The organism is Alicyclobacillus herbarius DSM 13609 (assembly GCF_000430585.1).
Lineage (GTDB): Bacteria > Bacillota > Bacilli > Alicyclobacillales > Alicyclobacillaceae > Alicyclobacillus_G > Alicyclobacillus_G herbarius.
This window is the reverse complement of record NZ_AUMH01000019.1, coordinates 57,925-79,173: the sequence shown is the minus strand read 5'-3', so window position 1 is coordinate 79,173 and position 21,249 is coordinate 57,925. Positions and strand designations below refer to the sequence as shown.

The window sequence follows — 21,249 nt, the reverse complement described above, 5'->3', positions numbered from 1 at the left end:
TTCACCTCTCACCTCGTCAGGACCGGGGAAATCAACTGCAAGCCATCGTCATAGCCGAGTCGGCGAATGACAAACGGCTGTTGCGGGCCGTTGAACTGGATCTGCACCTCCGGCGTATCGCAGACCTTGAGGGCGTCCAGCACGTAGCGCGCGTTGAAAGCGATAGTCAGATCATCCCCTTGTTTATCCACGATGTCCAGTTTTTCCGAAACGTTGCCAACCTCCGGGGAACTGGAGGCAACGGTCAGGCTGTCCTCGGCGATGTACAGGCGCACCATATGGTTCTCCCGCGCCGGGGCAATCAAAGCGGCCCTGTCGATGGCATGGGTCAACGATTCGGTATCAACAATCACCTGCGTTCGGTGCGTGGTGGGAATGATACGGCTAGTGTCCGGGTAGGCACCGTCGATGAGGCGCGTGTAAAACAGAGTCGACGCCTGAGCGAACAGACAGTGACTGGTCGTAAATTGGATGGTTACCGGGAGCTGCTCGTCTGGCAAGATTTTCAATAGTTCAACCAGGGATTTGCCGGGCAGTACCGCGTCCCACTCGGTATCTTGGGACACCTGGCGGGTAACGCTGCGGGTCGCCAGGCGTAGTCCATCCGTGGCGGTAAAGGTGAGTGTATCCCCGGAGGACTGCACGTGGATGCCGGTCAGGGTCGGCCGCACCTCGGTGTTCGCGGTGGCAAACACAGTCGAACGAATGAGCGCGGCCAGCATATCGCTGGAGACCGTAATCGAAGCCGCGCCGAGAAACGCCGGCAGGCGGGGAAATTCAGCCGCATCGATGCCGTGCAGATGAAACTCGACCTGCCCAGAGCGAATGGCGGTGAGGTAATTGCTGGTTGTCTCCAGGGTGACAGGCTGAGCCGGCAACTTCCGAATCGCATCGAGGAAGTAGCGCGCCGGTAATACAATCGCGCCCGGTTCTTCGACACGAATTTCGGTTTCTTCGCTGGTCATCCAGTTCTGAATCCCGAGTTCAAGGTCATAAGCTGTAGCAGTCAGTCGATTCGCGGACGCCTCGAGGAGAATGCCGGTTAGAACCTGTCTGGGGGTACGAACCGCCACCGCCTTGGACACGGTGTTGACCATTTGCACAAGGTCTGGTTGTGGAATGGTGAGTTTCATCCGAATGCACGAACTCCTTCCCATCCGGTCTCGCACCTCAGCGTCGTGAGGGGCGGCCGGACGCGTGTTAATCGCGTCGTAAGTAGTAGATGGAGAGTAGATCAGATACATAGTACTACTCGTAGTAGTCCCGGTGGAAATGTGGACAAGTATGTGAATTTCCTTGTCTAGCAAGGAAAAGGGTTGTGTATAACATGTGGATAAAGTAGCGCAAAAGACCTCTGGTTATCCACATGTGGAAAAGCATCTTGTGTATAGACGATAGGCGTCCGGCGAGCGCTCTGCCGGAAGGCTTCATGCGCTTCAGCACAGAGTGCGAATGGCTTCCGCGAGGCGGTTGACCGTCGTCTGCAGCTCCGGATCGCGCTCGAGGCTTTGGCTGATGCGGTCGCAGGCATGGAGCACGGTTGTGTGATCCCGCCCGCCGAATTCCTCGCCGATGCGGGGCAGCGACAACTCAGTCAGTTCCCGCGCCAGATACATGGCGAGTTGCCGCGGCAAGACGACGTTCTTGGTCCGCCGCTTCGCTTTCAGTTCATCGACCTTTAGCCCAAAGTGGTCGCCGACCACTTTTTGAATCTGGGCGACCGTGATGGTCTTGTGTTTGTCGGACCGAATCATGTCTTGCAGCGCCTGCTCCGCCAATTCCACCGTGATGTCTTCGTTGACCAGAGAGGAATAGGCGATGACGCGAATCAAGGCTCCCTCGAGCTCGCGGATGTTGGAATCGAACTGGCTGGCGATGTAGTAATGAACATCGCTGGGAATATGGAGTCCGTCTGCCTTGGCCTTGCGCTGCAGGATGGCCACACGGGTCTCCAGGTCGGGCGCCTGGATGTCGGTAAGGAGTCCCCATTCGAAGCGGGATCGCAGCCGGTCTTCCAGAGTTTGAATTTCCTTCGGTGGACGATCGCTGGAAATCACAATCTGTTTTCCGTTTTCGTGCAGTGTATTGAACGTGTGGAAAAACTCTTCCTGGATTCCTTCTTTTTTTGCAAGGAACTGGATATCGTCGATCAACAGGACGTCGATGGACCGGTAGTGATTGCGAAAGTCGCGCGTCGTGTTGTCGCGAATGGCGTGGATAAAGTCGTTGGTGAACCGCTCGGACGTGATGTACAACACCTTTGCGCCCGGGTGGTTTTGCAGTACGAAGTGGCCGATGGCGTGCATGAGATGCGTCTTGCCAAGGCCGACCCCGCCGTAGATGAACAGCGGGTTGTAAGCGTTTGCTGGGGCCTCAGCGACGGCCAGGCAGGCTGCATGCGCAAACCGGTTGCTGGCGCCAATGACAAACGTTTCGAACGTGTAGCGCGGGTTGAGCCGTGTCTGATCTGTGCTCGGGAAGGGGCTTTCTTCCTCGTCTTCGAGAGCTGTCGAAGCCTGCCGGGACTGCGCTTCCTCTGCCGGGAGATTGGGATTGGTCGTAAACCGGAGTTGAAAAGTCTGACCGGTGGCGGCGAGGAGCAGGTCGTGGATCTGCGATGTGTAGCGCTCTTCCAGCCAGCGGCGAGAAATGTCGGTTGGGCACAGCACCGTAATCCGGTTCTTTTCTGAGTTGTAATCGATGATTTGTGTCTCGCCAAACCAGGTCGTATAACTGGGGCCGCTCATCGTAGCTTGCATATGCGCTAGGACTTGTTCCCAGGCGCGATTGAAAAACTGGGCATCGTATTGAGAGCTCATCGACGCCAAAGACCTCCCCTTGCGGATTCACCCGTGAGCCTGTAGTGGGAATAAGAAATTGTGTGTCCGGAATGGCAAGGAAGCTGTGGATTGTGAATAACGCCGTCTAGTTGTCAACAGGGTTGGATTGTGTGAGTAAAGTTATCCACAAGGTGTGGACAACTTTGTGGATAATTCTCAGTTATACACAGCCCCGCTGCGTGTGGCACCGCAGATTATAGCAGAGCGTGTCGAGAAAAGGCAATCGCTGTCGCCGACTTATCCACAAGTCGCACATTTTCCACAACCGCTTCTAAACAAGGTGTTCACATGTGGATAAACATGTGGATACGGTGTGGAGGATATGAAAGATTGCATCGAAGAGGGTTGGGGGGGTGTGGACAATTCTGTGGATAACGTGGATAAGTGGCCGCTGCCCTGCGTCTACATCCAAAGACGCAGCAGCAGCGGGGCTGCCAGCACCCCAAGCAGGGCGGCGAGCACCATGGCCAGGGTGGAGAAGGTGCCTTCTTCGGAGCCAAATTCAAACGCCTTGCTGGTGCCTATGCCGTGTGCCCCCATGCCGAAGAGGATGCCGCGGCCAAGCGGAGATTGAATGCGGAGGATGCGAATCAGCCAGGGCCCGAGGATGCTGCCGAGAATCCCTGTACAAATGACGAAGGTCGCGGTTAAGACCGGGTTGCCGCCTATGGTTTGTGCAATCTGGATGGCAATCGGGGTGGTGATGGACCTGGGCGCCATGCTGATGGCCACGGTTTGTCCAAGGTGGACCACTTTGGCGAGTCCGAACGAAGTGCAGATTGCGGTGACACTGCCGACAAGCAGCGCCAAGGCGATGGTCGGAGCATGGCGGAGGAGTGCATGGCGGTGCCGGTACAGAGGCACGGCGAACGCCACCGTTGCCGGCTGCAAAAGCGCCGTCAGCCAATGCGCGCCCGACATATATGTCGCGTACGGGATATGGCATAAAGCGAGCACTAGAAGAGTCGCGACGAGACAGGTCAACATCGGGGACAGCAAGGTATAGGGCCAACGCCGGTGTATCTTGCGGCACAATCCGTACAACCCGACTGTAAGTGCCAGAAAGCTGGCGGCGGTGATTCCAGCGACGCTCATTTCATGGACGCTTATGCCACTCACGATGAACTCCCCCCATAGGTTTTCGACGTCACGGAGGTGTTCTCCGAGTCGCGGTTCATCGACGTCCGTTTGCTGCGTTCCAAGGCCTTTGGGAACCATTCCGCAATCAGACCGGTGACGGCCATCACCAATACCGTTCCCAGTCCCATCACGGCCAACAGCCGCCCACCTTCTGTCCACATGAGGTGCTTGTACTGGATGATGCCGACTGCAGACGGCACAAAGAACAACAGCAGTTGCGCCAGGAGCCAGTTGGCTCCTTGCTCCAGCCAGGCTACGGGCACAACCCGCAGACAAAGCAGCGCAAACAGCAATAGACAACCAAAGATACTGCCAGGAAGGGGAATGTGCAGGTCGTGGACGATGAGGTTGGCCGCCTCATCGATTCCCCAGAGCAACGCCACCTGCCAAACAATCGTCCAGGCGCGCCGCAGCCAAGTCATCGCTTTTCCCTCCGTTTCTTTATCGCGGAAACTTATCCACATCTCCCCGCGGTCAACTGCAGATTTCGATCCGCATGCGGTATGTGGACGGATCCAGCGTGGAACGGATCCTTCGCCAATGTACTCCGCGCATCGCGATTCGTCCAATATATAATCAGACTAGATTTGATTCATATTGCGAATGAAAAGGAGGATCCAGGCGGATGGAGCTTCGCCATCTCCAGTACTTTGTGGCAGTGGCCGAAGAGCGTCACTTTGGCCGGGCCGCGGAGCGCCTACGCATCACGCAACCGCCTTTAAGTCAACAGATTCGTCAGTTGGAAGAGGAGGTAGGGGCGCCGCTGTTCGTCCGTGGGCGCCGGGGCGTGGAGTTGACGCCAGCCGGGGAAGTGATGCTGGTGGAAGCGCGCAAGGCGCTGGCCGCGGCGCGCCACGCCCTAGAGGCCGCGCAGCGGGCCGGCCGGGGCGAAATTGGTCAGTTGGCGGTGGGGTTTGTCGGATCGGCCACCTACGACATTCTGCCCGCGATTTTGCGCGAATACAGTGCACGCCACCCGCAGGTAGCCATTTCGTTATACGAGCTATCCACACCGAGCCAGGAACAAGCCCTGCTGCGCGGGGGGATCGACGTCGGGTTAGTGCGTCCGCCGTTGGCAGAAGCGGGATTGGCGGTGCAGGTAGTGCAGGAGTCCGACTGCGTGTTGGCCGTCCCGCGCGACCACGTGCTCGCTCAAGCAAGCCAAATCGAACTGGATGACCTGCGGGGGGTGGCGATGGTGGCGCTGGCTCGAACCACCTGGGAAGGGCTGTACGACACCGTCATTCGTCTCTGTCGAGAAGCGGGTTTTAGCCCGGTTATCCGTCAGGAAGCCAAAGAGTTTCAAACCGTCATCGGACTGGTCGCGGGCGGGTTAGGCGTGGCGTTTGTGCCACAATCGGCCCGCAACCTACACACGCGCGACGTCGTCTATCGGGAGTTGTCAGGGCCTGCGCCAAAAGCCGCCATGGGGGTGGCTTGGCGCGACGGGGAAACGGCGCGGGTGGTGCAATCCTTTGTCGACGTGGCACGATCCGTCGGTCGGCAGCAGCCAGTGGTTGACAGAAGTTCAGACAACCCCGTATACTAGCTAATAGTGTGTCTTTGTTAAAGGGGGTGGCTTGGGTGAAGCCGACCTACAATCCGAACGTGCGCAAGCGCAAAAAGGTGCATGGGTTCCGCAAGCGGATGAGCACGAAGAATGGCCGCAAGGTGCTTGCGGCGCGCCGTCGTAAGGGCAGAAAGGTGTTGTCCGCGTGAGGCCACTTCGGTGGCCTTTTTTCATACACTGTCGTCTTAAGGAGAATTTTGCGTTAAGGAGAATTTTGCGGCGGGTAAGGAGCATGTGGCGTGAATGCGGTCCACCGACTAAAACAAAATCGCGATTTTCGCCGCGTGTTCAGTCGCGGTCGTTCTGCTGCGGCGCGCCGCTTGGTCCTGTATTGGTGCCCCAATCGGCTGGGAACCTTTCGTGTCGGTTTTTCTGTCAGTAAAAAGGTCGGAAAAGCGGTGGAGCGCAACCGTTTGAAGCGACTGCTGCGGGAGTGTTTTCAGCGCCGCCAGGAAGACCTGGCGGGATATGGGGTAGATTTTGTTGTAGTTTGTCGTCCAGCGGCGGCTGGGGCGAAGTTCCACGAATTGAACGAAGAGTTGACGAAGTTGCTGCGAAAGGGCAAGTTCATGATATGATAAGGCTGGTAAGCTAGGGGGCAGCCAATCTGTGAGAACGTTGTTGGTGGCACTCATTCGTGGCTATCAATTGGTGATTTCCCCGTTGTTTCCGGCCCGGTGCCGTTTTTACCCAACGTGTTCCGAGTACTGCTTGGAATCGATTGCCCGGTTTGGGGTGGTCCGCGGCGGTTGGCTGTGCGCCCGTCGGCTAGTCAAGTGTGGACCCTGGCACCCTGGAGGCATCGATCCAGTTCCAACACGGAAATAGGAGGACCTGTGGTTGGCTCAAACGTCGCATCGTAATCGAAAATGGCTTTGGTTGACGAGCGGACTGCTGTTGATGTTCGTTTCCGGCTGCGGAATGTATCCGAGTGCTCCCGGCAAATGGCCGCAGGGGGCCTGGGGGGACGTCCTGAAGTTTGTATCCCATTTATTGGACGTCTTCGCGCAAGCGCTGGGCGGCGATTATGGGCTGGCGCTGCTGGTTTTGACCGTGTTGGTGCGGCTGCTCATCATGCCCTTTTTCATCAAGCAGATCCGCTATTCCAAGGCGATGCAGCAGATGCAGCCGGAGATGGCGCGGATTCGGGACAAGTACAGGAACGATCCACAGAAGATGCAGCAAGAAATGCAGAAGCTGTGGCAGGAGGCCGGGGTCAACCCGATGGCCGGGTGTTTCCCGATGCTCCTGCAACTCCCAGTCCTGTACGCACTGTTTGGAGCCATTGAAGGGAACGTCCATATGGCCCAAAGTACGTTCCTGGGCATCTTCCAACTCGGCCAACCGGACCATTATTATATCTTGCCGTTTGTCGCCGCGTTGACGACGTTTTTGTCGTCGCGCGTGATGATGATAGGGCAGGACATGCAGCAAAAGTGGATGTTGTTTGTGATGCCTGTGTTCATTTTCATCATGGCGACGCGCTTTGCTTCCGGATTGGCGTTGTATTGGGTGTATACCAACCTGTTTACGGCGGCGCAGGCGTATTTTATCCGCGTGCGGCCTGGTGAGAAGGCGCAGACCGCAGTGGCAGCAGCCGGGGGCGGCCAAACGGCCGTGGCCGACAATCCGAAGCCAAGCGGCAAAAAGACGAAAAAGAAATCGAGTGGCGAAGAGGAAGGGACAACGGGCGGATCGACCACCGAGCAAAAACCACAGACAGCGAAGAAATCCGCCAAGTCCGGGAAGCGTGAAAAAAAGCGCAGATAGAACGGATGTCTTGCGCATAGAATGGATATCTTTGTGAGGGGATTTCCAGACGATGAAGCGGGTTATTGCGACGGGGCGGACGGTCGAGGATGCGATTACGTCTGCGTTGGTTCGGCTGGGAGCTACGCGTGCCGAGGCGGAGGTCAAAGTGTTGACCGAACCGGCCAAGGGCTTGTTCGGTTTGTTTGGCAGTCGCGAGGCGGAAGTCGAAGTGACGGTACCTTCTACCCCCGAAGAAGAAGCGGTGGAGTTTTTGACTGAGGTGTTGAGTCGTATGGGGGTCAACGGGTCCGCCCGGGTTCGGCACGGCCTGCAGGCCGGTTTTCTAGAGGATGTGCACGAAGGGCAGCCCGCTGACAGCCATCGTCGACAGGATGGGGTTGTCGAGTTAGAGTTAATCTGTGGAGAAGAAGAGCTGCCGGTGGTGATTGGCCGTCACGGCAGCACCTTGGACAGTCTCCAGTTTCTCGTCAACGTGGTTGCTAATCAGCGGGTGGAGCGAAGGTTGCGGTTTGTGGTCGACGCCGGGGATTATCGGCGCAGGCGGCAGGAGAACCTGCTACAGATTGCCGATAGGGCTGCGGATAAGGCGCTGCGGACGCGCCAGCCGGTATCCCTGCGGCCAATGTCGGCCTCCGAACGCAAATTGGTCCACACGCATCTGCAGCGGCGCGGCGACGTGCGGACGGTCAGCGAAGGGGAAGAACCCAACCGCAGGGTCGTCGTGGTGCCGTTGCACTGGGGTACGCCGCGTGCGCGGATGAGTGCGTCGGATGCGCGGATAAGCGCGTCGGCGATGCAGGCAGACCCGCGAGAGTAACGGAAGTTGGGCGTTAGCCCGGCTGTTTTGTAGCTGGTTTCGGATTGGTATGGATATGGGACCCTTCTCCGCGAGAAGGGTTTTGTTTATAGACGAGACGTTGTGAGCAAAGGGGGGAAAAGGAGATGGAGCTGGACACGATTGCTGCGGTGGCGACAGCCCCGGGAGAATCGGCAGTTGGAATCGTTCGCGTCAGTGGTAAGGGGGCCAAAGGAATCGCCGAGAAGGTGGTGCGGACCCCTGCGGGACGGCAGCCGACGCTTGGTGCAAGAAAGCTGCTCTACGGGCGTGTGGTACACCCAGAATCAGGGGAAACGGTCGATGAGGCCATCATTTTGTGGATGCCAGGGCCGAAGAGCTACACGGCGGAAGACGTGCTGGAGCTGCAGGTGCATGGCGGCTTGCGCGTCGTGCAGACGGTACTGGGGTGCGTGCTCGATGCCGGGGCGCGGTTAGCGGAACCCGGGGAATTTACGCGCCGCGCGTTTGTGAACGGGCGGATTGATCTATCGCAGGCGGAGGCCGTGATGGACCTCATCCGGGCGAAAACGGAGCGCGCGACCCAATCGGCGCTGGAGCAGGTGCGGGGGCGTCTCGGGGATAAAGTGCGGGAACTAAGGCAGAAGCTGCTGCGTCTGCAGGCGCATGTAGAAGTTACCATTGATTACCCGGAGCACGATGTAGAAGACGTAGCGAGCGCGCAAGTCGTGGAAACCGGGCGAGAACTGTTAGCGGACCTGGACGAGCTGTTGGCAGCGGCACGCACAGGGCAGGTGCTGCGGGACGGATTGGCGACGGCGATTGTCGGGCGCCCGAATGTCGGTAAGTCGTCCTTGATGAACGCTCTATTGCAGCGGGATCGGGCGATTGTCACCGATATTCCGGGAACCACGCGGGACGTCCTGGAAGAGTACGTGAACATGCGCGGGATTCCGTTTCGTCTGCTCGATACGGCTGGGATTCGCGAAACCGGCGATGTGGTGGAACGGATGGGCGTGAAGCGGTCGCGGCAGATGCTGCAGGAGGCGGAATTGGTGTTGTTGGTGCTCGACGCCTCGCGGCCGCTCAGTCCGGAAGACGTTCAGTTGTTGCGGGATACCGAGGGATTGAGACGGATAATTGTCCTGAACAAGGCCGATTTGCCGCGGGTGGTCGATGAGGAAGAATTGACGCCGTATACGGGCGGATCGACCGTGGTTCAGGTGTCGGCAAGGGAGCTGCAAGGAATGGCGGAACTGGCCGATACTATGGCGACCGTAGCCGGGTTTGGCAGTGGACAGGACCTGACTTATATGGCGAATGAGCGGCAGCGGCGGTTGCTGGAATCGGCTCGCCGCGAATTAGCCGAGGCGGTTGCGGCGGCCGAAATGGGGGCGACCTTAGATATTGTGGCGGTGCAGCTGCAGTCAGCGTATGCCGAGTTGGGCTTGGTGATTGGTGAAGAGGTCGGCGAGGAATTGCTGGACGAGATCTTTTCTCAGTTTTGTCTTGGGAAATAACGTTTTCCCGTGGAAAGGGAAGGGGTGACGGATGCGTGCGCTACTTCGCGGGCGAGTATGAAGTGATTGTGGTGGGCGCCGGACACGCAGGCTGCGAAGCAGCCTTGGCGGCGGCGAGGATGGGCTGTCGAACGCTGCTTTTGACCATCAACCTGGACACAATTGCGTATATGCCGTGCAATCCGTCGATTGGCGGACCCGCCAAAGGCATCGTGGTCCGGGAGATTGACGCGTTGGGCGGGGAGATGGCCCGGAATATTGATCACACGTACATCCAGATGCGGATGTTGAACACGGGTAAAGGCCCGGCCGTGCAAGCCCTGCGCGCGCAGGCGGATAAGCGATTGTACGGCGCGCTGATGAAGCAGAAACTGGAAAATCAGCCAAACCTCGATTTGAAGCAGGGCATGGTCGAGGAGCTGTTGACCAAGGGCGACAGGGTGTACGCGGTGGTGACCAAAACCGGCGCAGAGTACCGGGCGAAGGCGATTGTCCTGACCACAGGCACCTATCTGCGTGGCCGCGTGTTCATCGGCGATGTGTCGTACGACAGTGGGCCATACGGGCAGATGCCGGCGGTGAAGCTGACCGACAGCCTGTTGGACATCGGGTTTGACCTGGTCCGGTTTAAAACCGGGACCCCGCCGCGCATCAACCGCAACACCATTCGCTTTGACGCGCTGCAGGAGCAGCCTGGGGACGAGCATCCAGAACACTTTTCGTTCGATCCGGACGTCCCTGTCCGCCCCCAGGTCTCGTGCTGGTTGACGTATACGAACGAGAACTCCCATTCGCTCATCCTGGAGAATCTGCATCGGGCACCGATGTATTCGGGCGAGATTAAAGGAACCGGTCCCCGGTACTGCCCTTCGATTGAAGATAAGGTGGTGCGCTTTCGCGATAGGCCGAGCCATCAAATCTTTTTGGAGCCGGAGGGCCCGGATACGGCGGAATGGTATGTCCAGGGGTTGTCGACCAGTTTGCCGGAGGATGTGCAGTTGAAGTTGCTCCGGACCATCCCAGGCCTGGAGAAGGTCGAGATGCTGCGGCCGGGCTACGCGATTGAGTATGACGTGATTGTGCCGACCCAGTTGTGGCCGACCCTGGAGTCGAAGTTGGTCGAGGGCTTGTTCACGGCTGGGCAGCTCAACGGCACCTCCGGGTACGAGGAGGCGGCGGGCCAGGGAATTGTCGCCGGCATCAACGCGGCGCGCAAGGCGCAAGGAGAGCCGCCGATTGTGCTGGCGAGATCGGACGCGTATATCGGGGTGATGATTGACGATCTCGTCACCAAAGGCACCAACGAGCCGTATCGGCTGTTGACGTCGCGTGCTGAATACCGACTGCTGCTCCGGCACGACAACGCGGACCTGCGGTTGATGGAGATTGGCTATCAGTCTGGGCTGCTGCCGGCAGAAAAGTACGATCGGATGGTGGAGAAGCGCCAGGCCGTAAAGGCGGAACTGGAGCGATTGGCGAATACGCGCGTGCGCCCGGAAGTCGCAAATCCCGTATTGGAGGCGGCCGGATCGCGCCCGATAGCGGACGTGGCGAGCCTGGAGCAGCTGTTGCGGCGGCCGGAAGTCGAGTATCGGCACATCGAGCAGATGGAGGGCGGCAGCGACTCGGAGCGGCTGCCGAAAGAGGTTCGGGAGCAGGTAGAGATTCAGGTCAAGTATAGTGGCTACATCCAAAAGCAACTGCAGGACATTGCACGGCAGAAGCGTTTGGAGGAGAAGGCGATTCCGGCCGACGTGGACTATGAAGGGGTGCGTGGTCTGTCGTCGGAGGGGCGCGAGAAGTTGATGAAGGTGCGGCCGATGACGGTGGGTCAGGCTGCCCGCATCCCGGGCGTAACCCCGGCGGATATCTCCATTCTTTTGGTGCACTTGCAGCAGGTGCGAGGACGGGCGGCCAATGCGTGAGGCGCGAATGTCGAAGGCGCGGGAGCAATTTGAGGCGGCGTTGTCGGCCGTGCAGCAAGCTGCGTTCGCCCGCTACTACGCGTTGCTTGTGGAGTGGAATGAACGCATGAATCTGACGGCGGTGACCGAGGAATCCGAGGTGTACATCAAGCACTTTTGGGACAGTCTGCTCGCCTTGCGTGTTCCGGAGTTCACCGAAACCCTGGGGGAGGCGGGAAAGTTGGCCGACGTGGGCACGGGGGCCGGATTCCCGGGCCTGCCGTTGGCCATCTGCTGTCCGCAGGTGCACGTAGTACTGATGGATTCGCTGCAGAAACGGACGCGGTTTCTGGAAGCGGTCGTCGAGGAGCTGGGGCTAAAAAACGTCACCGTAGTGCACGGCCGGGCCGAAGACTTGGCCCGGGACGATACCTGGCGACAACGGTTTGACGTGGTCGTGTCGCGGGCTGTGGCGCGTCTGAACGTGCTTTTGGAGCTGACGGTGCCGTTTGTCCGCCCCGGCGGGTGTGTATTGGCCTATAAGGGCCCGCAATTGGACGAGGAACTGCCGGACGGACGGCGAGCGGCCGGGCAGTTGTCGGCGAAGATTGAGCGGGTGGAACGCACGTCGCTGCCAATGGGGGAGGGTGAGCGAACATTGGCTGTCATCCGGGTCGAGGGTACAGTGAGTCCCACCTTTCCGAGAAAGGCGGGCACTCCCCAGCGGCGCCCTTTGTAGAAGAATTTTCATTCTTAGTGACCTCTGTCGGATGCTGACGCTTGTCGGCAACCTTTGTCGAGGGGCAGGAATTTGCGTGTCCTCGTGGAAGTGGAGTAAGGACAGCTGTGTCGAGCGACTTCTGCAAGTACGGCACTGGGGTGTGCCGCTCTGGGATAGAGGGGTTGCAGATGAGGGAAACATGGGGAAGATGGTTAGGTACAAAGGATACGTCGACAAGTTCGTCGGTAGTGCAGATTGGTGTCGACGAGATTGTCTCCAACCCGTTCCAACCGCGCACAGTTTTCGATGAGGACAGCATTTCCGAGTTGGCCCGCACGATTCAGACGCACGGTCTGATTCAACCGATTGTCGTCCGACGACATAAGGGCCGCTACGAGCTGATTGCCGGTGAACGGCGGTTGCGGGCGGCGCGAATGCTGGGATGGACCACCGTACCGGCGATTGTCAAAGAGATGAACGACGCGCAGACCGCCTCGGCGGCATTGATTGAAAACCTGCAGCGGGAGGGCCTGACGCCGATTGAGGAAGCGGTGGCGTATCAGCAGCTGTTGGAGCTGCACGGTCTGACGCAGGAGAGTTTGGCGCAGCGGTTGGGGAAAGGGCAATCGACCATCGCCAACAAACTCCGTTTGCTTCACCTGCCAGAGGTGGTGCAGGAGGCGCTGCGACGCCGGAAGATTACAGAACGGCACGCACGGGCCTTGTTGGCGCTGCCCTCGGAAGAGCTGCAGATTCGCTTGTTTGAGGAGTGTCTCGAACGCGGTTGGAATGTCAAACAGATGGAGGAACGGGTACGGCAGACGCTGGCTCGCTTGGAACATGCACCGGCGCGGCGGCCGCGCAAGCGCGGTTTGTCGAAGGACGTGCGGCTAGCGGTCAACACCATTCGCCAGTCTTTGAGCATGATTGAGAAGTCAGGTCTCTCCGTGGTCTGCGAGGAACAAGACGACACGGATTTCTATCAATTTATCATCAAGGTTCCCAAAGGAAATGCTGACGCAAAGGAGAACCCGGGGCAAGTCTAGCCTTTTTCCGGACCCCCCTCTAGGAGGCAGATTGAAGGAGCGGATGGAAAGGTTTTCGGATACGGTGGGTTGGGTGACCAGCCTGCTTTTTTTATTTGCAGCCGCGTTATCGATCCACATCGTCCCCACAATCTAGGGGTTACGGCATTGGTCAATTCTGAGACCAAGATGAGGACGCAATGGCGGAACTCTCGGTGTCTTGAATCGGGACGGAAAGCGGTTGAATGAGAGATTCTTAGACCCAGCAGATTGAATTTGAAGTAGAATGAGTGGTAGCATGCTAGGTCGTTGGGAATCCGGAATGAGGAGGGCACTCTGTGGCCAGCGGTCGAATTATTGCAGTTGCGAATCAAAAAGGCGGGGTCGGGAAAACGACCACCGCAGTCAATCTCACGGCTTGCATGGCGGATTTAGGGAAGCGGGTGCTGCTGGTCGATATCGATCCGCAAGGAAATTCGACCTCAGGCATCGGTGTGAACAAGGCGGATGTACACTACTGCGTGTACGACGTCATTATCAACGATGTACCCGTCGAGCAGGCGATTCTGCAGAGTGATTTACCGAACCTGTCGGTGCTTCCTGCGACGATCCAGTTGGCGGGTGCAGAAATCGAGCTCGTGCCGACCATCTCGCGAGAGGTACGGCTGCGTCGGGCCGTGCAGCCTCTGCGCAAAGAGTATGACTACATTATCATCGACTGTCCGCCTTCCCTCGGGTTGTTGACGGTCAACGCCCTGACGGCGGCAGATTCTGTGTTGATTCCGATTCAGTGCGAATATTACGCGTTGGAAGGGTTGAGCCAACTCCTCAACACGATTCGACTCGTGCAAAAGCACCTGAACACGTCTTTAGAGGTGGAAGGAGTGCTGCTGACCATGCTGGACGCTCGCACCAATCTCGGCATTCAGGTGATTGAGGATGTGAAGAAGTACTTTCGCGACAAAGTCTATCACACGGTTATTCCTCGCAACGTCCGGTTAAGTGAGGCACCGAGCCATGGCCGGCCGATTATCCATTATGACGCCAAGTCGCGTGGAGCTGAGACCTATATGGACCTGGCAAGGGAAGTGATAGGCCTTGAGTAAGCCACAGAAAGGGCTGGGGAAAGGGTTGGGGGCATTGTTCCCGGAACTGGACGTCTCCGAGCAAGACCAGGTCTTCACCGTGTCGGTTCAGGACTTACGACCGAACCCGTATCAGCCAAGGCGCGTGTTTGATGAGCAGAAACTGGATGAATTGGCCCAATCCATTCGAGAACACGGAATCATTCAGCCATTGATTGTCCGCCGCAGCAGTGTCCGCGGGTACGATATTGTCGCTGGCGAGCGGCGCTTTCGAGCGGCGCAGATGGCGGGCTTAGTCAAGGTACCTGCCGTCATTCGAGAATTTACCGACGTGCAGCTGATGGAGATTGCGGTCATCGAGAACCTGCAACGAGAAGACTTGAACGCGATTGAGATCTCGGAAGCCTACGCAAACTTGATTGAAAAGTGCCACCTCACCCAGGAGCAATTAGCAAAACGGGTGGGGCAGAGCCGATCTCACGTGGCCAACATGCTGCGATTGCTTCAACTCCCAGAAGAGGTGCGTGACTTGGTTTCACGTGGAACACTGACGATGGGACACGCCCGTGCGTTGTTGGCAGTCACGGATGCGAAGCGGCAGATCGAGTTGGCGCGCCGTGTCGCGGAGGAAGACCTGAGTGTCCGTTCGTTGGAAAAGCTGGTCTATCGGCCAGAGACCGTTTCACGTGAAACAAATAAAAAACCACTGCCGAGCCACTATAAGCGGTACGAGGAACAGTTCCGGGTCCGGTTAGGAACTTCGGTGCGCATCCGACCTGGAAAGAAACGCGGCAAGATTGAGATCGATTATTTCTCCGACGAAGACTTGGAGCGCATTTTGAATCTGGTGAGCGTAGGCGAAGAACCTTAAGTTACATCGTAGGCAAAAGGCGGTGCTGGAGTGTTTTTGCTTGGAACTGTGGTGAACGCGCTCGCCATCCTCTTCGGCACCGCGCTTGGTATGGTGCTGCCCTCCATCCCAGACCGTATGAAGTCGACGATTCTGCAGGGCCTCGGTTTGGCAGTGATTCTCATTGGATTCAGTATGGCGCTGCAGGACACGAACGATATTCTGATTATTATCTTTAGCTTGGTCGCTGGCGGCTGGTTGGGGGAGTGGATGGATATTGAAGGAGCTCTCCATCGACTGGGCCAGGCTGTGGAACGCCGTACTCGACATCTAGGCAGCGGCCGTACAGCCGAGGCGTTTGTCACCACCAGTCTGATTTTCTGTGTTGGATCGATGGCGGTCGTCGGGGCCATCCAGAGTGGGGTCTCGAACAATAACTCTACTTTATACGCGAAGTCTTTGCTTGACGGGTTTACAGCCCTCGTCTTTTCCTCCGCGCTGGGCATCGGCGTGATTCTTTCCGTTTTGCCGGTTTTGGTGTACGAGGGGGGCATCGCCATTCTCTCACATCTGGGTGGGGCCGCCCTGAATTCGCCGCCGGTCATTCAGTGTATGACAGCAGCTGGCGGTCTTTTGATTGCCGCGATTGGATTCAACCTGTTGGGAATCCGCAAGATCCTCGTCGGAAATCTGCTCCCGGCGATGTTTTTGGCGGCGGTTCTCAAGTGGGGACAACTGCAGGCGGCTGGGATTCACCTCTCGGCGTGGCTGCTGACGTAGTCACAACCTTGCATCGGAAAGAAGCTCCGGGTGGCTCTTTCTTACTTCAAGCGTGTTTTGAATGAATCCGTTTAGAATCAGTATTCATCCACTGGGAGAGAGGAGTAGACGGTTTGTTGAATGGACTTGGATTGACCGATGCTCAGTTGTACGCAGGGGTGGCTGGTCTCTTGGCACTCGTCGCAATCATCCTATCCATCATTGCGATAGCCCGTCAGTCCAGACTTAGGCGACGGTTCGACAAGTGGAAATCGATTCACTCCAGTGCGGACCTGGACGCGGTGTATGAACAAACGTTGGATGCCGTGGCAAGCCTACGCCAAGAAGTGAACCGACTGACGACCGAGAACCACGAGCTGCGCAAAGCCCTGCAGGGAAAAATATCGAGCGCCCGTTTGGTCCGATTCAACGCATTTTCGGATGTGGGGAGCGATTTGAGTTTCTCCTTGGCGCTGCTTGATGACGATCAGAATGGGGTTGTGTTGTCCTCAATATACGGTCGTGACGAATCCCGGGTATACGCAAAACCTGTACAGCATGGACAATCTACATATCCGTTGACGGAAGAGGAACAAATGGTGATTGAAGGCCGTGAGCGGACCTTGCAACGATAAGGTAACCAGCCCGCCTGGTGCACCGGGCGGGCGAAGGCTTCATTGGACCATGTTTGGTTCCCCGTAACTTTGCCGCATCCAGGCAGCGATTTGGCGCCGTGAGGCCAGTCGAATCAGGCTGCGGCGGATTCCCTCGACGACGACGTCCGACATCCGCATGACAATCCCCAAGCGCGTGTTTTGCAAGACAAAATACTCCATAAACCCAGAGACGTTGACCACGCCCGTCAGCGTGTAGGCGCCAAACTCAGGCAGCGTCTTCTTTACGCCGGCGCCCGGTCGCAGCGGGCCACGTTCGAGAATGATGTGCCCGACATGCTCGAATTTCCCTAAACACGCATCGACCGCGAGGATCAGAGGATCGCTGGGATGACGTTGTTGAATCTTGGACAGCACCTCATTTAAGTTGACTGCGTGCACCGGCTCGTCCAACGTCCCGTAAATCGCCACGTTCGGCATGTGGATATACGCTTGCAATTTTGAGCCGACAATCGGTCCAAAGGCGTCCCCGGTCGACCTATCCGTTCCCACGCAAACCAGGACAATTTGCCGGTTTTCCGCGCCGTCGAATATCTTGTCCAATACAGAACAGAGTTGACTCGACGCTTGTTCATCATCATAGGCGGCTCGAAACAGCTGGCCAAAGCGTGACTCGGGATTCGAGTTGAGGTCCACGTCAAATCCCCCTCGGCTGGAATAATCCCAGTATACGTCGGCGTAATCTCAACTATACCTACTGGGAGACGGGCTGCACTTGAATAGGCATAAAGGCTTAGAGGTCGTCTATTTCCAGACAGGGGAGAGGCAGAGAGCGCGCGTGATAGACCTTGTCCTGTTGCTCGAAATCGCTTGGTGCAGCGTGTTTTTTGGTTGCCGTGGGCGCACCCGTGCGTCTCTGTCGATGGCTGGCATGCTTGTGGCAGGGTATTCTGCGCCCGTCATCAGCGGCTGGTTGGCTGAGGTGCTGGTGCCCCCGGGAAGCCGGGTGATGGCATGGCTGACTCAGCAAGTCGCTGCTCCGCCCACTGCCGTGCCGGTTTTGTCTGCGTTCCTGCCGGCGCACGAGGTGGCCGTCGCGTATTCGATCCCTGGGCAGTGGATGGCCCTGACACTCCTGCGCGGACTGCTCACCACGGCAATCACCTTGGCGGTATTCCTATTGTTTGTGATTACCTCGTACCTTGTTGACGTGTATCGCCGAACGCCGGACGTGAGAGGACGGTTTGGCGGATGGTCACCCACGACGCTCACCTTAGGAGCGGGATGTGGAGTGTACTGGGCGTTTCTCACAGCGGTCTCCATTGCCGATTTGAGCTGGATCCGCCCGTTTTCGTTTCTCGCGGAAGGGGCTTCGACGTCGCTCGGCCTGCACGCGGCAGCATTCCTCTTGGAGGCCGTACACCATTCCTAAGGGCCTGTCCAAAAACGCACATGAATTGTGTTATAGTAGGCAGGGAAATCTTTCGGCGCTTTTGGTGTGCCGTCGTTGGAGGTATCCTAGTGTCAGAGCCCACAACCTTGCGGGCACAGGTCGAGTCATTCATTCAGACCCACGGTTCAGAATTCTTTCAGCCGCCTTTGAACATCGTCACACACCTGGTTGAAGCAGCCGTTCTCTTCGCGATTATGAAGCTGGCCAACCGCGTTTTGTCGAAGGTTCTCGGCCGGGTGCTTGATTCGCGCGCGATGCGCATGGACGCGCGGCGCAAGAGCACCATGCGTTCCCTCTTACAGAATGTACTCCGCTACACCCTGTATTTCATCTGGCTGCTTTGCGTCCTGGAAACGTTCAACTTTCACGTGGGGGCGCTCTTGGCGGGAGCCGGAATTGCCGGTTTGGCGGTTGGTTTTGGCGCACAAAGCCTTATCAAAGACATTCTCACCGGGTTTTTCATCCTGTTTGAAGACCAGTATGCGGTCGGGGATTACGTCACCATCAACGGCATTACCGGTGAGGTGGTGCTCATGGGGCTGCGTTTGACCCAGATTCGCGTCTGGACGGGGGAACTCGAAATTATCCCGAACGGGTTGGTGCAGCAGGTCACCAATCACTCTCGCTACAACAGTATAGCCGTCGTCGATATTGCGATTTCCCGCATGGCGGATGTCGATCACGCTGTAGAAGTTCTAGAGCAGGTGATGCGTCAAGTAGCTGAGGAGAGCCCGGATGTGGTCGGGGAGGTCACGGTAGTGGGGGTGCAGAACATCGACGCCCAGCAAATTGTGCTGCGTGCCACCGCCGAGTGTGCTCCTTATACGCACTTCGGGGTCCAGAGACTGGCCCTGCGGCAGGCTGCCGAGGCGTTTACAGCAGCGGGGATTGACATGCCCACCCAGCGTACGGTCATCACGTTTCAAGGCGAGACGGGGTCACCCTCGCCTCTGCGGGAGGAAGGTAGAGGATGAGTGGAGCGTATGGGATGGACGATGTGGTGCAGCTGAAAAAACCGCACGCCTGTGGCGAAAACCGCTGGCGGATCATTCGAATGGGCATGGACATCCGAATCAAGTGCGAAAAGTGCGGTCACAGCGTGCTGTTGCCTAGGTCAAAGTTCGATCGCGCGTTTCGGCGCGTTCTGGTGCCCGCGGGAACTCCACAAGAGGAATAAAAGGAGCCCAAACGCGGGCTCCAGATTTCAATGATGGCAGAAATCGAATGAAGAACAGAGTCCTCAGACCTATCTCAAGAGTAGGCCCCAATCGGGGCTGCCGGTCTCAGACGACATCAGGCGCACGCCATAAATTCGCGCTTTGAGGCCGGCTGACGCATTTCTGCGGCCAAACCCCGCACAACCAACCTGCGGCCCTTTAACCGACGGATAAGCCGCTTGAGCATACCGACACCTCCTTTCGCACGAGTCCCCATTCCCATCTTAACGAAAACATCGCCAATTGACCATTCATTCGAAACGGGATATGGCGGACTCTGTGGGACTGAACCCGAACAGGAACAATTTCGCGGGCTTATTCGCACCATAGCGAGCAGATTTGTACCTGACGTTATTGTGTCACCTAGTCCCATTGCCTATAATGAGCCAAGCGGACTGATTGGAAAGAGGTGTAGACATGCCACTGCAGGCAGGAATTGTAGGTCTGCCGAATGTCGGCAAATCGACGCTGTTTAACGCCATTACGAATGCTGGCGCGGACGCAGCCAACTATCCGTTCTGCACGATTGACCCGAACGTCGGTGTCGTGGAGGTTCCCGACGGGCGGTTGCAACAGCTGGCGGACGTGGTGCATCCACGCCGGATTGTGCCGACCACGTTTGAGTTTGTCGACATCGCGGGCTTGGTCGAGGGCGCCAGCCGCGGCGAGGGGCTTGGTAACAAGTTTCTTGGCCACATTCGCGAAGTCGATGCGATTGTCCATGTCGTCCGCTGTTTCGAAAATGGGGATATTACCCACGTCAGCGGCAAGGTCGATCCCGCTCGGGACATGGATGTCATCAACCTAGAGTTGATTTTGGCCGACCTGGAAACGGTCAATCGACGCCTGGAGCGCGCACGGAAGAATCAAAAGAGCGGGGAGAAGCGCTATGTGCTGGAAGCGGCCGCTTTGGAACGGCTGGCCGGTCACCTTGAGGAAGGGCAACCGGCCCGGACATGCGCCTTGTCCGAGGAGGAGACCGCGTTCCTGCGCGACTTGCACCTGTTGACCCAAAAGCCGGTTCTGTACGTCGCGAATCTGGGTGAGGACGAGATCCTGGACGCCGACGCGAACGTACACGTGCAGACGGTGCGCGAACGGGCTCAGGCGGAAGGGGCCGAGGTGGTACCCGTCTGTGCGCAGCTAGAGGCCGAAATCGCCGAACTGGAAGGCGAAGACCGGCGTGCCTTTCTGGCCGACCTAGGGCTCGCGGAAGCAGGGCTTGACCGGTTGATTCGGGCCTCGTATCACCTACTCGGCCTGATTACGTATTTTACAGCGGGCGAACCTGAGGTGCGCGCCTGGACGATCCGCCGCGGCACGCGCGCGCCGCAGGCGGCCGGCGTGATTCACACCGACTTTGAAAAAGGGTTTATCCGCGCTGAAGTAGTATCTTGCGACGACCTAGTTCAGGCGGGATCGTACGCAGCGGCCCGCGAGGCTGGAAAGGTGCGGCTGGAAGGCAAGGATTATGTTGTCCAGGACGGCGACGTGATGCACTTCCGGTTCAATGTTTAGTCTTTGTTCTGAGCTTGATGGGCATTGTGAACAAAGAGCCTTTCGATCTGTGTCTTGTGTCCGCTGAAGCGCTATAGTAAAATAAAATATTGGCACGTCCACATATGGCGGCCGCATCCTTGCTCTGCACGGTGAAGCAGGGCCGAAGTCCAGAAGGAGGTGACTCGAATGCGCCAGTATGAGACCATGTACGTACTGACCCCCGATCTTGAGCCGGAGCAGACGTCGGAGCTGGTATCGAAATACCAGGCTCTTGTCAGCGAACGCGGCGGGCAGATTGACGAACTGCAAGAAATCGGCAAGCGCCGTCTGGCGTACGAGATCAACAAGTACCGCGAGGGTTACTATGTGCTCATGCGCTACACAGCGGACACGGATGTATCCAAGGAGCTGGAGCGCGTGTTGAGAATCGAGGACGCAGTGCTTCGATACCTCACCGTGCGCTTGGGCGAATAGATCCAAGT

At 57.7% G+C, this 21,249-nt stretch carries 24 protein-coding genes; 19 read left to right on the top strand and 5 right to left on the bottom strand.

Translation table 11 applies throughout. From position 1 onward, the window contains the following. Positions 1–8: 8 nt before the first annotated feature. The 4 genes from dnaN to H522_RS19400 all read right to left on the bottom strand — a co-directional run bounded on the left by dnaN (position 9) and on the right by H522_RS19400 (position 4,402). Positions 9–1,133 (bottom strand): DNA polymerase III subunit beta, encoded by a 1,125-nt coding sequence (gene dnaN / locus H522_RS0113270; RefSeq protein WP_026962699.1) that lies wholly within the window; start codon positions 1,131–1,133, stop codon positions 9–11. A 303-nt stretch (positions 1,134–1,436) separates the two neighbouring features. Then, positions 1,437–2,819, bottom strand: coding sequence for a chromosomal replication initiator protein DnaA (dnaA, locus tag H522_RS0113265; protein WP_026962698.1), 1,383 nt, complete (start codon positions 2,817–2,819; stop codon positions 1,437–1,439). Positions 2,820–3,242: 423 nt separating this feature from the next. Beyond that, positions 3,243–3,959 carry an LrgB family protein gene (locus H522_RS0113260; protein WP_245578116.1) on the bottom strand — a complete coding sequence of 239 codons (717 nt, stop codon included), beginning with the start codon at positions 3,957–3,959 and terminating at the stop codon, positions 3,243–3,245. Beyond that, positions 3,956–4,402, bottom strand: coding sequence for a CidA/LrgA family protein (locus H522_RS19400; protein ID WP_081412136.1), 447 nt, complete (start codon positions 4,400–4,402; stop codon positions 3,956–3,958). The genes H522_RS0113260 and H522_RS19400 overlap by 4 nt, the downstream gene beginning before the upstream one ends. Positions 4,403–4,605: 203 nt before the next feature. On the opposite strand from H522_RS19400, the gene H522_RS0113250 reads away from it, so the two are divergent. From H522_RS0113250 to H522_RS0113180, 14 genes are all read left to right on the top strand, one after another. After that, positions 4,606–5,529 carry a LysR family transcriptional regulator gene (locus H522_RS0113250; RefSeq protein ID WP_026962696.1) on the top strand — a complete coding sequence of 308 codons (924 nt, stop codon included), beginning with the start codon at positions 4,606–4,608 and terminating at the stop codon, positions 5,527–5,529. 35 nt (positions 5,530–5,564) lie between these two features. After that, complete coding sequence (gene rpmH, locus H522_RS0113245; RefSeq protein ID WP_026962695.1) at positions 5,565–5,699, top strand: 50S ribosomal protein L34; 135 nt, start codon at positions 5,565–5,567, stop codon at positions 5,697–5,699. 90 nt (positions 5,700–5,789) lie between these two features. Further along, positions 5,790–6,128 (top strand): ribonuclease P protein component, encoded by a 339-nt coding sequence (gene rnpA, locus H522_RS0113240; protein WP_026962694.1) that lies wholly within the window; start codon positions 5,790–5,792, stop codon positions 6,126–6,128. 31 nt (positions 6,129–6,159) lie between these two features. Further along, positions 6,160–6,378: a membrane protein insertion efficiency factor YidD gene (gene yidD / locus H522_RS0113235; protein WP_026962693.1), complete on the top strand. Its 219-nt coding sequence runs from the start codon at positions 6,160–6,162 to the stop codon at positions 6,376–6,378. 12 nt (positions 6,379–6,390) lie between these two features. Then, positions 6,391–7,320, top strand: a complete 930-nt coding sequence (locus H522_RS0113230) for a YidC/Oxa1 family membrane protein insertase (RefSeq protein ID WP_026962692.1) — start codon at positions 6,391–6,393, stop codon at positions 7,318–7,320. A 52-nt stretch (positions 7,321–7,372) separates the two neighbouring features. Then, on the top strand, positions 7,373–8,140 hold the full coding sequence (jag, locus tag H522_RS19395) for an RNA-binding cell elongation regulator Jag/EloR (RefSeq protein ID WP_081412135.1): 768 nt from the start codon (positions 7,373–7,375) through the stop codon (positions 8,138–8,140). A gap of 125 nt (positions 8,141–8,265) precedes the next feature. Next, a complete protein-coding gene (gene mnmE / locus H522_RS0113220) occupies positions 8,266–9,639 on the top strand; it encodes a tRNA uridine-5-carboxymethylaminomethyl(34) synthesis GTPase MnmE (RefSeq protein ID WP_026962691.1) in 1,374 nt (457 codons plus the stop codon). Positions 9,640–9,674: 35 nt separating this feature from the next. Further along, positions 9,675–11,564: a tRNA uridine-5-carboxymethylaminomethyl(34) synthesis enzyme MnmG gene (mnmG, locus tag H522_RS0113215; RefSeq protein ID WP_026962690.1), complete on the top strand. Its 1,890-nt coding sequence runs from the start codon at positions 9,675–9,677 to the stop codon at positions 11,562–11,564. After that, complete coding sequence (gene rsmG / locus H522_RS0113210) at positions 11,557–12,282, top strand: 16S rRNA (guanine(527)-N(7))-methyltransferase RsmG (RefSeq protein ID WP_026962689.1); 726 nt, start codon at positions 11,557–11,559, stop codon at positions 12,280–12,282. The genes mnmG and rsmG overlap by 8 nt, the downstream gene beginning before the upstream one ends. A 170-nt stretch (positions 12,283–12,452) precedes the next feature. Then, a complete protein-coding gene (noc, locus tag H522_RS0113205; RefSeq protein WP_035453905.1) occupies positions 12,453–13,310 on the top strand; it encodes a nucleoid occlusion protein in 858 nt (285 codons plus the stop codon). Positions 13,311–13,627: 317 nt separating this feature from the next. After that, positions 13,628–14,395, top strand: coding sequence for a ParA family protein (locus H522_RS0113195; protein WP_026962687.1), 768 nt, complete (start codon positions 13,628–13,630; stop codon positions 14,393–14,395). Next, positions 14,388–15,245: a ParB/RepB/Spo0J family partition protein gene (locus H522_RS0113190; RefSeq protein ID WP_035453902.1), complete on the top strand. Its 858-nt coding sequence runs from the start codon at positions 14,388–14,390 to the stop codon at positions 15,243–15,245. Before H522_RS0113195 ends, H522_RS0113190 begins: the two co-directional genes overlap by 8 nt. A gap of 30 nt (positions 15,246–15,275) precedes the next feature. Beyond that, positions 15,276–16,004, top strand: a complete 729-nt coding sequence (locus H522_RS0113185; RefSeq protein ID WP_211230685.1) for a DUF554 domain-containing protein — start codon at positions 15,276–15,278, stop codon at positions 16,002–16,004. A gap of 113 nt (positions 16,005–16,117) precedes the next feature. Beyond that, on the top strand, positions 16,118–16,618 hold the full coding sequence (locus H522_RS0113180; RefSeq protein ID WP_035453899.1) for a DUF4446 family protein: 501 nt from the start codon (positions 16,118–16,120) through the stop codon (positions 16,616–16,618). A 39-nt stretch (positions 16,619–16,657) separates the two neighbouring features. Here the strand turns inward: H522_RS0113180 and yyaC are convergent, their stop codons facing one another. Continuing rightward, positions 16,658–17,293 carry a spore protease YyaC gene (gene yyaC, locus H522_RS0113175; RefSeq protein ID WP_026962683.1) on the bottom strand — a complete coding sequence of 212 codons (636 nt, stop codon included), beginning with the start codon at positions 17,291–17,293 and terminating at the stop codon, positions 16,658–16,660. A 79-nt stretch (positions 17,294–17,372) separates the two neighbouring features. On the opposite strand from yyaC, the gene H522_RS21760 reads away from it, so the two are divergent. From H522_RS21760 to rpsF, 5 genes are all read left to right on the top strand, one after another. Continuing rightward, complete coding sequence (locus tag H522_RS21760) at positions 17,373–18,029, top strand: hypothetical protein (protein WP_162143511.1); 657 nt, start codon at positions 17,373–17,375, stop codon at positions 18,027–18,029. Between the two features lie 89 nt (positions 18,030–18,118). Further along, positions 18,119–19,024 (top strand): mechanosensitive ion channel family protein, encoded by a 906-nt coding sequence (locus H522_RS19390; protein WP_051344257.1) that lies wholly within the window; start codon positions 18,119–18,121, stop codon positions 19,022–19,024. Continuing rightward, complete coding sequence (locus tag H522_RS0113160; RefSeq protein WP_026962681.1) at positions 19,021–19,227, top strand: DUF951 domain-containing protein; 207 nt, start codon at positions 19,021–19,023, stop codon at positions 19,225–19,227. Before H522_RS19390 ends, H522_RS0113160 begins: the two co-directional genes overlap by 4 nt. Positions 19,228–19,684: 457 nt before the next feature. After that, positions 19,685–20,785: a redox-regulated ATPase YchF gene (gene ychF / locus H522_RS0113150; RefSeq protein WP_026962680.1), complete on the top strand. Its 1,101-nt coding sequence runs from the start codon at positions 19,685–19,687 to the stop codon at positions 20,783–20,785. A gap of 168 nt (positions 20,786–20,953) precedes the next feature. Next, entirely contained in the window at positions 20,954–21,241 is a 288-nt protein-coding gene (rpsF, locus tag H522_RS0113145) for a 30S ribosomal protein S6 (RefSeq protein ID WP_026962679.1), read from the top strand. Positions 21,242–21,249: the final 8 nt, after the last annotated feature.

Coding starts and splice junctions, on each gene's coding strand:
- dnaN (WP_026962699.1), bottom strand. CDS start 1,133: ATGAAACTCACCATTCCACAACCAGACCTTGTGCAAATGGTCAACACC.
- dnaA (WP_026962698.1), bottom strand. CDS start 2,819: ATGAGCTCTCAATACGATGCCCAGTTTTTCAATCGCGCCTGGGAACAA.
- H522_RS19400 (WP_081412136.1), bottom strand. CDS start 4,402: ATGACTTGGCTGCGGCGCGCCTGGACGATTGTTTGGCAGGTGGCGTTG.
- H522_RS0113250 (WP_026962696.1), top strand. CDS start 4,606: ATGGAGCTTCGCCATCTCCAGTACTTTGTGGCAGTGGCCGAAGAGCGT.
- jag (WP_081412135.1), top strand. CDS start 7,373: ATGAAGCGGGTTATTGCGACGGGGCGGACGGTCGAGGATGCGATTACG.
- mnmE (WP_026962691.1), top strand. CDS start 8,266: ATGGAGCTGGACACGATTGCTGCGGTGGCGACAGCCCCGGGAGAATCG.
- rsmG (WP_026962689.1), top strand. CDS start 11,557: ATGCGTGAGGCGCGAATGTCGAAGGCGCGGGAGCAATTTGAGGCGGCG.
- noc (WP_035453905.1), top strand. CDS start 12,453: ATGAGGGAAACATGGGGAAGATGGTTAGGTACAAAGGATACGTCGACA.
- H522_RS0113160 (WP_026962681.1), top strand. CDS start 19,021: ATGAGTGGAGCGTATGGGATGGACGATGTGGTGCAGCTGAAAAAACCG.
- ychF (WP_026962680.1), top strand. CDS start 19,685: ATGCCACTGCAGGCAGGAATTGTAGGTCTGCCGAATGTCGGCAAATCG.
- rpsF (WP_026962679.1), top strand. CDS start 20,954: ATGCGCCAGTATGAGACCATGTACGTACTGACCCCCGATCTTGAGCCG.